The 13,764-nt window shown below is 55.6% G+C and carries 10 protein-coding genes; all 10 read left to right on the top strand.

The genetic code is table 11. The features are described from left to right. Positions 1–32 precede the first annotated feature (32 nt). The 10 genes from tagH to tssC all read left to right on the top strand — a co-directional run bounded on the left by tagH (position 33) and on the right by tssC (position 13,694). Entirely contained in the window at positions 33–1,865 is a 1,833-nt protein-coding gene (gene tagH / locus AU11_RS12520) for a type VI secretion system-associated FHA domain protein TagH (RefSeq protein WP_197023836.1), read from the top strand. 141 nt (positions 1,866–2,006) lie between these two features. Beyond that, positions 2,007–2,543, top strand: coding sequence for a type VI secretion system lipoprotein TssJ (gene tssJ, locus AU11_RS12515; protein WP_231491892.1), 537 nt, complete (start codon positions 2,007–2,009; stop codon positions 2,541–2,543). 57 nt (positions 2,544–2,600) lie between these two features. Continuing rightward, a complete protein-coding gene (gene tssK / locus AU11_RS12510) occupies positions 2,601–3,938 on the top strand; it encodes a type VI secretion system baseplate subunit TssK (RefSeq protein ID WP_043319682.1) in 1,338 nt (445 codons plus the stop codon). Between the two features lies 1 nt (position 3,939). Further along, the gene (gene icmH, locus AU11_RS12505; protein WP_043319681.1) at positions 3,940–4,794 is read left to right on the top strand and encodes a type IVB secretion system protein IcmH/DotU; all 855 of its coding nucleotides are present in this window, start codon (positions 3,940–3,942) and stop codon (positions 4,792–4,794) included. A gap of 18 nt (positions 4,795–4,812) precedes the next feature. Further along, the gene (gene tssM / locus AU11_RS12500; RefSeq protein ID WP_043319680.1) at positions 4,813–8,355 is read left to right on the top strand and encodes a type VI secretion system membrane subunit TssM; all 3,543 of its coding nucleotides are present in this window, start codon (positions 4,813–4,815) and stop codon (positions 8,353–8,355) included. 15 nt (positions 8,356–8,370) lie between these two features. Next, the gene (tagF, locus tag AU11_RS17805; protein ID WP_051687233.1) at positions 8,371–9,057 is read left to right on the top strand and encodes a type VI secretion system-associated protein TagF; all 687 of its coding nucleotides are present in this window, start codon (positions 8,371–8,373) and stop codon (positions 9,055–9,057) included. Positions 9,058–9,455: 398 nt separating this feature from the next. Further along, positions 9,456–10,274, top strand: coding sequence for a hypothetical protein (locus AU11_RS12490; RefSeq protein ID WP_043319679.1), 819 nt, complete (start codon positions 9,456–9,458; stop codon positions 10,272–10,274). 82 nt (positions 10,275–10,356) lie between these two features. Further along, positions 10,357–11,643 (top strand): type VI secretion system protein TssA, encoded by a 1,287-nt coding sequence (gene tssA, locus AU11_RS12485; protein ID WP_043319678.1) that lies wholly within the window; start codon positions 10,357–10,359, stop codon positions 11,641–11,643. 45 nt (positions 11,644–11,688) lie between these two features. Then, positions 11,689–12,207 (top strand): type VI secretion system contractile sheath small subunit, encoded by a 519-nt coding sequence (gene tssB, locus AU11_RS12480; protein WP_043319677.1) that lies wholly within the window; start codon positions 11,689–11,691, stop codon positions 12,205–12,207. Continuing rightward, positions 12,207–13,694 carry a type VI secretion system contractile sheath large subunit gene (tssC, locus tag AU11_RS12475; protein WP_043319676.1) on the top strand — a complete coding sequence of 496 codons (1,488 nt, stop codon included), beginning with the start codon at positions 12,207–12,209 and terminating at the stop codon, positions 13,692–13,694. Before tssB ends, tssC begins: the two co-directional genes overlap by 1 nt. Positions 13,695–13,764: the final 70 nt, after the last annotated feature.

The following is a 13,764-nucleotide window of genomic DNA, read 5'->3' as shown; positions in this document are numbered from 1 at the left end:
CATTCTCAAGCATTGCGGCAGTGCAAACAGCCGTGGTTAACCAACCTGCGAGCCTGAACGTCATGGATCTTTTGCTTTCTGTTGTCGCCGACCCCGAAGGGGCCAACATGCTCAAGCACACCAAGTTGTTCACCCGCGAGGGTGGCAGTTTCGGTCGTGCAGACAGTAATGATTGGGTGCTGCCCGATCCGCAGCGTGTTGTTTCCTCCCGTCACGGTGAAATCCAGTTTGCAGACAACCGCTATTTCCTGGTTGACCAGAGCACAAACGGAACCTACCACAATCAATCTGCGGATCCTCTCGGCAAGGGTAATCGGACTCCCCTGGCGGATGGCGATGTGATCAGTCTGGGAGACTACCAGCTGAAAGTCTCTGTACGGCAGCCCAAGCCGGACAGCAGTCTGCCGAAAGGTCTCGGTGACGCGGATTTTCTGGATAACGCAGACCGCACCACTTTCAGCCCCGCCGCTGCGGCAAAAATGCAAAGCAACAAGGAAGCCGAGGAGCTGGACAGTTGGCTGGAGCCCGGTGCCAGCGCGCAGAGCAATCAGAGCGGTGAATGGGGATACCTGACAGGCGCAGGTACGGATACGCCGGCTAGTGGGCTTGGTGGCGACGGATTTGATAGCCTTCTCGGGCAAAACACACCGACCGATCCGCTCCAAGTACTTAACCGCGGCAATAGCAGCGCTGCGGATGGTTTGACCGGTGGTATCAGTAACAATGGCTTCGACCCGTTAAGTGACTTTGCGGCTTCGCCGAGTCCGGCGCCAGCCAGTCAATGGGGTGACGACGACGCCTGGTGGAAAGACGGCAGCGAACAGGATCATGCTCCTGCACACAGTCATGCCATGCAGTTCCCTGCGCAGCAGGAGGCAGTGCAAGCCCCTCAGTCGCCGCCATCACGGGAACGGATAGCCCCGCAGCCTGCGCGGCCAGTGCCGCAGCGGGCACCGGAAAGCGTGCCGCAGGTCCCCGTACCGCCGGCGCAACCGCCCGCGGACAACCCCTTCGCCGAATCCTTTTCGGAGGTAGCCGGAGATCAGGTGAGCGGCGCTCCCGGTTTCGGTGGTCTGGACACTGCCCCGGTATCTGTTGCCGCAGCTAACCCGCAACATGCACCGCCCGATTTCCCGGGGCTGGAGGTGGCTGGCGCTACGCCGGTGCCGCCGACACACGGCTTTGCCCAGGGCTCGCAGCAATTCAGTCAGCCGGCGGTTGCCCCTGCCGCGACGACGCCTGGTGGCGCTATCGCTCCAGCTGCTCCGCAGGCCCAGTCGACACAGGCAACCACGGCCTCCTCTTTGGCGCAGCAACTGGGATTGCAATTACAGGGGGAGCAGCTGGCGCAATTGGATGCGCAGGCGGCGGCGATTGTCGAAGAGTCTGTGGCGCGGCTTATCGATCTATTGCGTGCGCGCACCAGTATCAAAAATGAGCTGCGCGTACAGCGCACCATGATTCAGACTGAAGCAAATAACCCGCTGAAATTCAGTGCCACCGCAAAAGATGCTCTGGGGGCCATGTTTACGGGCACCGGTGCCTTTATGACTCCGGTGGAAGCCGTGCGCGATAGTTTTGATGATCTGTCCGATCACCAGGTGGCGGTACTTTCAGGAATGCGAGCGGGTTACGAAGCCATGCTGAAATATTTCAGCCCGGAAAATATCGAGCGCCGGGGTGGCAAACAGAGTGGTGTTTTTTCGAGTAAAAGCGCCCGCAACTGGGAAAATTATGTCGACGCATATCGTCAGCTGGTCGGCGACCCCGAGAACTGTTACCGGCGCTTGTTCGGCGAAGAGTTTGCCTCGACCTATGAAAGCCAGCTCTCCGAACTGAAGAATGCGCGGAGCCTCAATAAATAACTTTATTTCAACTGAAGTATCTGTTGTCGATATATGTCGGGAAGCGATATTCCCGGAAAATTTTTGCGAAAAAAAACGGAGTAAGCCGTGAAAGCCCAGAAAATCATACAGTTTTTGCTAGTGGCTCTGCTTGCAGTAGCAGTGTCTTCCTGTCAAACCACTCGTCGCACCCTGAATTTCGATACCAGTGTCGCTCTAAATCTGGATGTACAGTCTGACGTCAATCCGGATAGCGATGGTCGCGCGTCACCTGTGGTGGTGCGTGTGTTTATGCTCGCGGATGATCGCCAGTTCTCTCGGGAGGAATTTCTGAACCTGTATGAGAGCGCGGAGTCCCGTCTCGGCAAGGACCTGATTGATACCGTTATTCTCAAAGAGTTCGCACCCGGTGAGCAGCGTATTGAGGAGCTGCCTCTCACGCCGGAGGTCAAGTACGTGGGTCTGCTTGCCGAGTTTGTCCAATACCAGCGTGCGGACGCTCTGATGCTATTGCCGATTACCGATCACCGTAAAAACGATTATGCGATTACCCTTGCCGGAACAAGCATCGCATCAACGGAAGCACTGAATATGCGCCAGCGCGCCGCTGCCAGCCGGGACGAAAAAGGAAAGACCGTAACCATCTCCAGCGCGGAGTACGAAAAGCTGCGGGAATTACAGCAGTCAGGCAAGCGTTGATTTTTTTAATTGATCATATCGCGAGGCACACGCTTCGCGCCGCAACAGGGAAAATGTATGTCGGCGAATAATAAGGTGATCTGGAGCGAGGGGATGTTTCTGCGTCCCCAGCACTTCCAGCAACAGGACCGCTACCTGGAACAGATGCTGGAAGCGCGTACCAGTGCCCTGGGCCCTTATACCTGGGGTCTGATTGAACTGGCGATTGATAGCGAGCCTATGGCGATGGGCAAGTTGTCACTGTCCCGTGTCAGCGCGATTTTCCCGGATGGTACGCCGATGCTGGCGCCAGAGAATGAGCACCTACCCGATGTACTGGATGTTCCGGTCAATACGCGGGACGAAGTGGTTTATCTGTGTATTCCATTGAAGCGGCCAGGTAGCCAGGAGTCTGTGAGAGATCAGGAGGATTTTCCTCAAGCCCGCTATCAGGCCTGTAACTTCGATGCACGTAACAGCGCCTCTACTTCCGGTGAGGCTGCGCGTATTCAGGTGGGCAAGTTGCGTACCTGTCTCAAGCTCGGCAGTGAAGATCTGAGTGGCTATGCGGCGATTGGTATTGCGCGCATTCGCGAGCGACAGCCGGAAAAACCGGTAGAGCTGGATGCGGAATATATCCCGCCGCTTTTGAATGCCGATGCATCCCCAGTGATCAAAGCGTATATCGAAGAAGTAAAAGGCCTCCTGGACCATCGGGGAAGCGCTCTGGGGCATCGCTTAAGCGACAGTGGGCGCAGTGGGTCTGCCGAGATCGCTGACTACCTGCTGCTGCAGGTGATCAACCGCTTTGAGCCGTTGTTGAAACAGATTACCGGGCAGCCGCGCCTACACCCACACACGTTATTTCTGGAGCTGCTACAGCTGGCTGGCGAGCTTTCCACCTTTACCGCTGGTAATAAACGCCCGCCGGAAATTCCCCGCTACCTGCACGACAATCTGCAGCAGAGTTATACCGGTCTTTTTTCCGCATTGCGTCAGTCCCTTTCCACTGTATTGGAACAAACCGCCATCCCCATGGACCTGGTGCAGCGCAAGTTTGGTATTTATGTAGCGCCAATCACCGATCCGTCACTGGTGAAGACGGCAAGCTTTATTCTCGCAGCCAAGGCAGATATGCCCGGAGACCTATTGCGCAGTCGTTTCCCGGGGCAGGCCAAAGTGGCTCCCGTGGAGGCCATTCGCGAGTTGATCTCGGCACAGCTGCCGGGGCTCACCGTGCGTGCGCTCCCGGTGGCACCGCGCCAGATTCCGTACCATGCGGGTTTTACCTACTTTGAACTGGAACGTACCGGTGAGCTCTGGCAGACAATGCAGCGCTCCGGCGGTTTTGCGGTACACCTGGGGGCGGAATTCCCAGGCATGACCATGGAACTCTGGGCAATCAGGAATAACTGACATGAGTAACGACGCTTATTCAACCCCCGGTGCTGCTGATCGTACGGTAATGGTCCCCACGCCAGGTGCCGCTGCTCCCGCCAGCCCCCGTCCGCGCGCGCAAGACTTTTCCGCTGCAGACGCGCCTGCGGACCTGCGTATCCGCAATAGTCTCAATCCGCTGATTTCGGCAGCGTCGAAACTTCTCGGTGCAATCATCAGATTGCGCACCACCATGAATCACAACAATGTGCCGGATCTGCACAAACGTCTGACGCGGGAGATTCAGTCGTTTGAGCGAGAGGCAAAACAGCTGTCGTTGCCGCAGGAGACCGTGCTCACCGCCCGCTACCTGTTATGTACCGTGGTGGATGAAGTGGTACTGACAACACCCTGGGGTACCGCCAGTGGCTGGAGCCAGCACTCGTTGCTCAGCCTGTTTCACAAAGAGACTTTTGGTGGCGAGAAATGTTTTCTGATCTTGCAGCGCACGCTGGAAACACCGGGATCGCATATCGAGCTGCTGGAATTGTTTTACCTCTGCCTGAGCCTTGGTTTTCAGGGTAAATACCGTCTTGCTCCCCGTGGCTATGAACAGCTCGATCAGATTCGCGACAATCTGTATCGCACTATCGAGAGTCACCGTCCCCCCATGGAGCGTGACCTTTCTCCCCGCTGGCAGGGATGCGTTGAGCGCAAGACGCGGCTGATCCAGTACGTTCCGCTGTGGGTGATTGCCAGTGTGGTGCTCGGTGCGCTCGCGGTCACCTTCAGTGGTTACCGCTGGTGGCTGTATCAGAGTGCAACGCCGGTGGCTGTAGAAATACAGGCGCTGACTTCGGACACCACGGCATCGCCGTTGATTGAGCAGAAATAAGGAAAGCTGGAAATTACCATGAAACGTCTGGCCAATTTTTTTGCCAATAAATGGGTGCTCGGCCTGATCGGCCTTATCGCGCTGTCTCTATTGATCTGGTTTGGTGCGGAATACATCAAGTTCGGTAGTGAAAACGCGACCCTGTCAAAAGGTGTGCGCATTGCCATTATCGTCTTTATGTTCGCGCTCTGGATCGTGTGGAATCTGGCCCAGTGGCTGGTTGAGCGGCGTCAGAATCAGGCGCTGATCGAGGGTATCGAAGCGTCGCAGGACGAGGCTCCTGGCGATCCGGACCAGGAGCGCAGTCAGGAGGAGCTGCAGGCACTCTCCGAACGTTTTCGTGACGCCATGCAGGTGCTGCGCAAAGCACGATTCCGTTCGGCTCAGGGTCAGGTCTCTCTGTATCAATTGCCTTGGTACATCATTATCGGGCCGCCGGGGTCCGGTAAAACCACTGCGTTGGTGAATTCCGGCCTGGAGTTCCCCCTGGCTCAGAGTCACGGCAAAGAGGCTCTTGGCGGTGTGGGGGGCACCCGGAATTGCGATTGGTGGTTTACCAATGATGCCGTGTTGATCGACACCGCTGGCCGTTACACTACACAGGATAGTCATCGGGTATATGACAACAGCGCCTGGCAGGCATTTCTGAGTCTGCTGCAGAAGTATCGTCGTCGCCGCCCGATTAACGGTGTGCTGGTTGCAATCAGTCTGCAGGACCTGATGGTGCAGACTGCGGAACAGCGTACGCATCAGGCGAAAACCATTCGAGCCCGAGTTAACGAATTACAGCAGCAGCTGGGAGTTCGCTTTCCCATTTATCTGACCTTTACCAAGTGCGACCTTGTGGCGGGTTTCAGTGAATTTTTTGACAACCTGTCGCAGGCGGAGCGTGAGCAGGTCTGGGGCATCAGTTTTCCGGAAGAAGCCCGCGTAGGCGACGGAGCGCCGCTGGACGAGTTTGTCGGTGAGTTCCGCGCATTGATTGGCCGGCTCAATCAGCGTGTCTTGTGGCGTGTGAATCAGGAGCGCAATATTGAAAAGCGTGCACTGTTGCAAGGGTTTCCCGCGCGTATGGAAAGCCTGCAGAGCGTGCTCTCGGACTTTGTGCGCCAGGCATTCAGCCCCAATCGTTACGACACCGTACCGTTGGTGCGCGGAATTTACTTTACCAGTGGCACTCAGGAAGGTAGCCCGATTGACCGTATGATGGCCTCGGTCAGTGCTGACTTTGGTCTGGAGCGAGATGTAGGGCAGAAACATCAGGGTAATGGTAAGAGCTACTTTCTGCATCGCCTGCTGAAAGATGTTGTTTTTCCGGAGGCGGAGCTTGTCGGGGTAAACCGGAAGTTCGAGCGTGCTACCCGCTGGTTACGGGGGGCAGTTTATGTCGGTTCAGCCGCGGTATTTATCGGTGCACTATTTTTATGGACCGGCAGCGTCGCTCAGAACAAGCTGTATATGAATGAGGTACGGAACCATATTCGCAGTTTTGAAACGCTGCAGGCCGAAACGCGCGGTCGCCGTCTTTCACCAGCGGAAGCGCTGGACCAGCTGGAGCATCTCCATTCAGCTTCCCGCGTATATCAGAAAGAAGAGCACCCTTGGTTGAATAACCTGGGCCTGTATGACGATCGCGTAGATCACGCCGCGGATCTACTGTATGAACAGCAGCTGGATACCCTTTTCCTGCCCGCACTGAAGACCGCCATTGAACGTGACTTGTCACGGATGGATAGTACCGACCCGGCTCTGGTATCGACCCTGAAAACCTATCTGATGTTCTTTGAGAAAGACAAGCGCGATATAGAAACGCTGAAGGGGTATTTCTCTGAGGATTGGTCAAAGCGTATGAGTGGCGAGGCGGCCAAACAGGAACAGTTGCTTGCCCACCTTGAACGCCTGTTTTCCCGTCCGCTGCCGGAAGGACGAGCACCGAACGAGCGTGTCGTCGCCAGTGCCCGGCAGCAACTGCGCCGGATTCCGGTGCCTCAGCGCCTCTACGGTCAGCTGCAGCGCAGTGATCTGGGGCAGGCGCGGGTTGACCTGTACGGGGAAGTCGGTGGGGATACCCGGCAATTATTTGGTGTCGATCCGGCGGACCCCCGGTTCCAGATTCCCTATCTGTATACCAAGGCTGGGTACAAGGAAGTGGATTTCAGTGCGGACTCCCCATTGCTGCAGAAGCTGGCAGAAGAGCGGTGGATCTACGGAAGTGACCTGGACGGTGAAGACTTCAGTGAAGAAGACCGTGAACAACTCGGTGAGGATGTAAAACGCATTTATCTTGCGGAGTACCAACAGCGCTGGCAGCAATTTCTGACCGGGTTCTCGCTGACGGGCTTCAGCTCCACCTCTCAGGCTTTTGACGTTCTGTCCAAGCTCGCTGATCCGGTGTACTCGCCGTTGCTCGCAGTCTCTGAGATTACCGCGGACAATACTCGACTGACGTTGCGTCCGGAGCTGCCGGCGGATGCCAATGGCGTGCCATTGCCAGTATCGAGCACTACACGCCGGTTGGGTGGTGCCGCGGTTAGCGGCGCCGCAAATGCGATTGCGGAACAGTATCAGCCCACGGTCGTTGATATACGTTTTGAGGAGCTGCACAGGCTTACCCGCAGTGAGAAGGGCCGCCCGGCGAGGGTTCAGGAATACCTTACTGCAATCGGTAAAGTGCAGGAGTATCTCGCTGAAATCGACGGCGGTGTGGACGCCAATGAAGTGGCCTTCAACAAGGCCAAAGCGCGTTTTTCCGGTGCGAGTGACGCGATCAAGCAATTGCGCATCAAGGCCACCAATGCGCCGGCGCCCTTCGACCGCTGGCTGACACAGGTAGCCGACAATACCTGGGCACTGGTTATGGCAAAGGCAAAAGGTCATGTCGATCGTGCCTGGCGTGAGCAGGTTTACACTGTATATAGCCGCAGCCTTGCCAACCGCTTCCCATTGCAAAGTCGCAGTGAACAGGAAGTGCCAGTGTTGCTGTTTAATGAGTACTTCAAACCCGGCGGCATCGAGCAACAGTTTGTTCAGCAGTATCTGAAACCCTTTATTGATACGCGCAACTGGAAGGCGCGCGCTCTGGAAGGGCGTACGCTTGGTATTTCCTCGAGTTCTCTTACTCAGTTGAAACGCGCGGAGATTATCCGCAAAACCCTGTTTGCTCAGGGGGAGCAGGCTGGTTACGGATTCCGCATAGAGCCGACAAAGCTCGACTCCGGTGTGCGCCTGTTCGCACTCGAGTTGGGCGATCAGCGGGTGCCGTACTCGCATGGCCCGCGTACCAGTCGCAATCTTGACTGGCGCGGTGGTGAGTCCAATCGTGTGCGTATTATTTTCGAAGATCTGAATCAGACGATACATCGGCAGCACTTCGAAGGGGATTGGGCCTGGTATCGTCTGCTGGGTAATTCGGAGATGATTCGTGGGCGCAGTAGTAATGAGTATCTGCTTACCTTTAGCGAAGAAGGGCGCTCGGCGCAATTCCGGGTGCGATCGTCCAGTGCCTATAACCCATTTGATAAAAACCTGTTGGCGGCTTATCGCTGCCCGCAGGTCCTGTAAGCGCGGGTTTCGTTTATGGCGAATAGAGGCATATTCGGCAAACTGCCTGCGCACGGCGACTTCGTACAGAGGGATCTACCTGGCTCTTTTGTGACGCCGTGGGACGAATGGCTTCAGCGGGCGGTACATGGCGCTCGGGAAATAATCGGCGAGGGTTGGCTGGATTATTATCTTACCAGCCCGATCTGGCGCTTCGCATTTTCACCGGGTGTGCTCGACGGCCACAGCTGGGTCGGCGTTCTGGTTCCGAGTGTCGACAGTGTGGGGCGTTACTTCCCCCTCACTTTGGCGGCTGCGCAACCCAGTTCGGTGAACCCTTTTACATTGATGACGGATGATCACGCCTGGTTTCAGGCGTTATCGGATCTTTCTGTCGACGCGCTTCAGAATGGACTTCTCGTGGATCAGGTTCTCGAGGGTTTTCCCGTCTGGTCTGGAGAAAGTGTCTCGCAGGCCCACGGGGGTATTACGTTGCAATCCTCTGGTGACAGCCAAGGGTTGATTTCAGTGAGCGGTGGCAATGATGTTGAGGACAGCTATCCCCTGCTTCTGGAAACCCTGATGAAATCCCATGCCAGCAGTTATAGCCTGTGGTGGTGTGCGGGCTCACAGCACCTGAATACTACTTCCATGTTATGCGCCGGTTTGCCCGACCCGTCTACCTACTGCTCGATGCTGGGGGCGCCCGAGTATCACTGGTAGGAAGCGCGTGGGGGTAAAGTTGCCGAGTGGGGAGAGCGTTCTGATAAGGATCCACTTGGCAGCAAATGTAATCAATCGCGGTAAATTACACCGATGAAATATCGTGTAATTATGCGCCGCACAAAAACTGAAGTAATTTTTGCATTACTTGGTATGAGCGTACCAATATAAATGCGCATTTTCGGGAAATTGCTTTCCCGATGCGCTTCTTTGCCGATTCAATTTCGATAGAATAATGGTTTGTAATTTACTTAATCGGTACGTGTGTACCGACTGGCCTGGCCCCGATTTTCTGGGCTCAGGTTGCTGCATTCGCTGCGGTAATTCCTGGCTGGGTTGAGAGCCGCCGCATTTGTATAGCCTCCATGGACTGGGAGGCAAAAACTCAGGGAAGAGAAATGTCAGTAAATGACTTTCAGGTTGTGTTTACCGGGCGCCTGCTTGACGGCTATTCCCGACGTGAGGGCATAGCGCACCTGGCCAGCCGGTTTGGTCTCGAATTTCATCAGATCAAACGTTTACTTTCCGCCGGGGTATCGGTGGTAAAGCGGTACGAGCATTCGGTGGATGCCGAGCGACTCGCGAAAGCCTTTGCCGCCGCCGGCTGGCATGCAGAAGTTCGTGGCACTGAACAGCAGGACGGCAATACCAGTCACGCAGTGGCAGGTGTGGAAAATTCCAGCGAGTGGGCCGCTGGCGTAACGGGAGAGAAGCTGGCTGCCAGTGATGGTAGTTGTTCACTGCAGTTGCCAGCCCATTGGCAGGCCCTGCCGGGCCTTAATCAGAGTGCGGTAATTGAAGCCGGGAATCTCGAAAATAACGAGTTTTGTGTGGTGCTCTGGCAGTCTGTGCAGCAATTTGATTCCTCTGCTGCAATGAAAGATTACTGTAGTGCACAACTGCAACAATGCGCACGTCAGATTATTTGTGGAAAAGTGATTCGTCCCGCGGCGCCGTTTGCGCAAGGTCGGTTTGAGGGATTTGTAGGCGAGATCAGCGCACGCATCGATGCGATTCCGGTGCGTTACCTGGTGGCTTGCAGTCGGTGCGATGGCCGGGTGTTTACACAGTTTTTCTGGTGTGAAGCGCAAAAGTTCGAGGAAAAGCGCTCCTTGATTGTGAGTGTTTTGGGCAGCTTCAACACTGTCAGATCGTCCGCGAGACCTGCAGAAAGGGTGGGTCGGATGTCACGCCGTAAGCGGCGTATGCGGGCATGATTGTGCCTTCAACTGAATATTGAGTTTTCTTTGATCTGCGCCTATCTGGCCAGATTGGGTATTGCGAGAAAAGGGAATTTCTATGGCATTCGCCAATGTGATCGAAATTGACGGTTTACTGCAGGAGATCAGTGTAGACAGCCCGCAAGGGGAGGATATCCGTGAGGATCGCTCACCCACTTCCGATTACTACACCATCAAAGATGCGCGCAATAGCGCCCGGGCGGCCGAACGCTCGGCAATGTTTGATGACAGCGATACCGACCTGCTGGCACCGTGGCGGGATGTCGCCAGAACCGCAGAAAAGATTTTGCGAGAAAAAAGCAAAGATCTCGAAGTGGCAAGTTGGTACACCGAGGCACTCATCCGTTTGCACGGGTTTGCCGGCCTGCGCGATGGTGTGGTGTTGATCAGTGGCCTGGTAGAGCAGTTTTGGGATGGCCTCTATCCCGAGCCCGATGAAGATGGTCTTGAAACCAAGGTTGCTCCGCTGACCGGCCTGAATGGCGATGGCGCGGACGGTACGCTCTTGCTACCTATCCGTAGTGCGGAAATTACCCCGGAAGGGGATTTCGGTGGTTTCTCATTCTTCCAGTATCAACAGGCAAGAGACGCGGACAAGATCGCCGATCCGGATGCAAAAGCGGCCCGCGTTGAAACGCTTGGTTACGGTCTCGGGGAATTTGAACAGTGCTCGAAAAGCGCTGCCCCCCAGTGGGCTCAGGATCTGGTGGAGACACTGGAAGAAACGCTGACAACCTACAAACAGATCAATGAAACATTGCGTGGGCACTGTGCCCACGATGCGCCCCCCTTTTCCAACATCAGCAGCCTGCTGGATGAGGTGCTGCGTACAACGCGCTTCATCTATCAGGAACAGCTGGAATCCCTGGCGGCGGTTGCCGAAGCCGCGGAGATTCCTGATGGTGAAGCACCACAGGAGCCGGGAATGCAGCAAGTGACCGCGATGGTGCAGCAGATCGCGGCGCCTAACGGCGCCATTACTTCTCGTGAAGATGCACTGGTGCTGCTGGAGAAGGCCGCCCGTTATTTTCGCACCTACGAACCCCACACGCCCCTGGCCCCCGGGCTTGAGCGGTTAATCAACTGGGGGCGCATGACGGTGGCCGAGTTGATGACCGAACTTCTTCCGGATGACCAGTCCCGTGCGATCTATTCACAGCTGACCGGCGTCATGTTGGATGGCAGTGACAGCCAGCGTTACGTTGCGCCTCCGGCAGCAGCGGTGCGCTCCGATCAGGCGGCGGCGCCTGAGGAGCAAGCGCCGGCCCCTGACAGTCAGAGTGGCGATAGCTGGTCCGACCAATCTGAATCTGAGCCGGCTTCTACCGGCGCCCCAAGCTGGTAACCCCGACTAATCCCACGATTTCCAAATTGAGGAAAGGAGACCCCGATGTCCGAGAGCATTCACAACAAACTCAAGCGTGTGCGCAAGCCGCGTGTCCATATTACCTACGATGTGGAGACCAATGGCGCGGAGGTAAAAAAAGAGCTTCCATTCGTCACCGGGGTGATGGGGGACTATTCCGGTGATAACACCGAAAATCGTCGACCACTGAAAGAGCGTAAGTTTGTTCAGATTGACCGCGATAATTTCAATGACGTCATGGCCAAGGTGAATCCAAAGCTGAATCTTCAGGTTGAAAACACGCTTGCTGGCGACGGCAGCAAGATGGCAGTAGACCTGGATTTCAACCATATGGATGACTTCTCCCCGGAGCAGATCGTCGACCAGGTTGAACCTCTGAAACAGCTTCTGGAAGCACGCAGCAAACTGCGTGACCTGCTGAGCAAGGCCGATCGCTCAGAGGAGTTAGAGAAAGTCCTTGAGGATATTCTGAAGAGCACAGACAACGTCAGCGCTATCTCTGAGCAGCTTGGCCTCGGTGAAGAAAAAGGAGAGGATGCGTAATGAGCACCGAAGTTGAAAACGTAGCAGAACAGGAAGTTGAAGAGCAGTCCGTCAGTCTGCTGGAGCAAGCCATTTCGGCCACCAAGCAGACCCAGCCGGATGAAGCTCAGGACCTGATTGCCAACCTCACCAAGCAGGCATTGCAGGGCACCCTGACCTGGGATCGCAACCTGACCCAGACCATCAATAAGGCTGTGCAGGCAATTGATCAGGCGATGTCGCGCCAGCTTTCCGCTATTCTTCATGATGAGAAATTCCAGAAACTGGAAGGCTCCTGGCGTGGTCTCAACCACTTGGTGATGAATTCTGAAACCGGTGCAACGTTGAAAATCCGGATGATGAATATCAGCAAGCGCGAACTGTTTCGCGACCTGGACAAGGCTGTGGAGTTCGATCAGAGCCAGACTTTCAAAAAAATCTATGAAGAAGAGTTTGGTACTGCAGGTGGTGAGCCGTTCGGTTGTATGATCGGTGATTTCGAATTCACCAGTCACCCGGAAGATATCGAGTTACTCAGCAAGATGTCTAACGTGGCAGCTGCTGGTTTCTGTCCGTTTATTTCTGCTGCCGGTGCCGGCATGTTTGGCTTTAACGATTTTACCGAGTTGTCGAAACCCCGTGATCTCGGTGGTATCTTCGAGTCCGGTGAATACATCAAATGGCGCAGCTTCCGCGACAGTGACGACTCCCGCTTTGTCACCCTGGTGATGCCCCGTACTCTGGCTCGTACCCCTTACGGCGCGAACACCAAGCCTGTGGAATCCTTCAACTTTGAAGAATTTGAAGTGGACGAAACGGGTCTTTCAAAACCGGCGGAGCACGACCAGTACTGCTGGATGAACGCGTCCTATGTCATGGGTACCACCATGACAAAAGCATTTGCAGAGAACTCCTGGTGTACTGCGATTCGCGGTGCAGAAGGGGGTGGTAAGGTAGAAGGCTTGCCGACCCACGTGTTCAAAAGCGATGACGGCGATCTCGATCAAAAGTGCCCGACGGAAATTGGGATTACCGACCGCCGTGAAGCTGAACTCAGTGCCCAGGGCTTCCTGCCGCTGTGCCACTACAAGAATACCGACTACTCCGTTTTCTTCGGTTCCCAGAGTGCACAGAAGCCTAAGGTCTTCGACAATCCGGATGCCACTGCGAATGCATCCATTTCCGCCCGTCTGCCATATCTCATGGCGACTTCCCGTATCGCTCACTACCTGAAAGTGATGGCACGGGATAAGGTCGGCTCCTTCATGGAAGCCGGTGACTGCGAGCGCTGGTTGAACAAGTGGATTTCTCAATACACCAATTCCAACCCGGATGCGAGTGCTGAGATGAAGGCCAAGTATCCGCTGGCGGAAGCCCGTGTTGAAGTGAAGGAAATCCCCGGACAGCCTGGTTGCTACAGCGCTGTGGCCTATCTGAAACCGTGGCTGCAGATGGAAGAGCTCACCACTTCCATGCGCATGGTCGCCAATATCCCTTCAGCGGGCTAAAGGTAGGGGGCCGGCATTTCTGCCGGCCCTGCTGTGCCCGTTCGGCGTGTTTGTTTTTTGTCAATTCTGT

It is taken from the genome of Microbulbifer sp. HZ11 (assembly GCF_000708675.1).
GTDB lineage: Bacteria > Pseudomonadota > Gammaproteobacteria > Pseudomonadales > Cellvibrionaceae > Microbulbifer.
The sequence above is the reverse complement of the archived record's forward strand: the minus strand, read 5'-3'. Positions and strand labels throughout refer to the sequence as shown.

What these genes read in the sequence shown, in the direction of transcription:
- tssK (WP_043319682.1), top strand. Translation starts at nt 2,601, where the DNA reads ATGTCGGCGAATAATAAGGTGATCTGGAGCGAGGGGATGTTTCTGCGT.
- icmH (WP_043319681.1), top strand. Translation starts at nt 3,940, where the DNA reads ATGAGTAACGACGCTTATTCAACCCCCGGTGCTGCTGATCGTACGGTA.
- tssM (WP_043319680.1), top strand. Translation starts at nt 4,813, where the DNA reads ATGAAACGTCTGGCCAATTTTTTTGCCAATAAATGGGTGCTCGGCCTG.
- tagF (WP_051687233.1), top strand. Translation starts at nt 8,371, where the DNA reads ATGGCGAATAGAGGCATATTCGGCAAACTGCCTGCGCACGGCGACTTC.
- AU11_RS12490 (WP_043319679.1), top strand. Translation starts at nt 9,456, where the DNA reads ATGTCAGTAAATGACTTTCAGGTTGTGTTTACCGGGCGCCTGCTTGAC.
- tssA (WP_043319678.1), top strand. Translation starts at nt 10,357, where the DNA reads ATGGCATTCGCCAATGTGATCGAAATTGACGGTTTACTGCAGGAGATC.
- tssB (WP_043319677.1), top strand. Translation starts at nt 11,689, where the DNA reads ATGTCCGAGAGCATTCACAACAAACTCAAGCGTGTGCGCAAGCCGCGT.
- tssC (WP_043319676.1), top strand. Translation starts at nt 12,207, where the DNA reads ATGAGCACCGAAGTTGAAAACGTAGCAGAACAGGAAGTTGAAGAGCAG.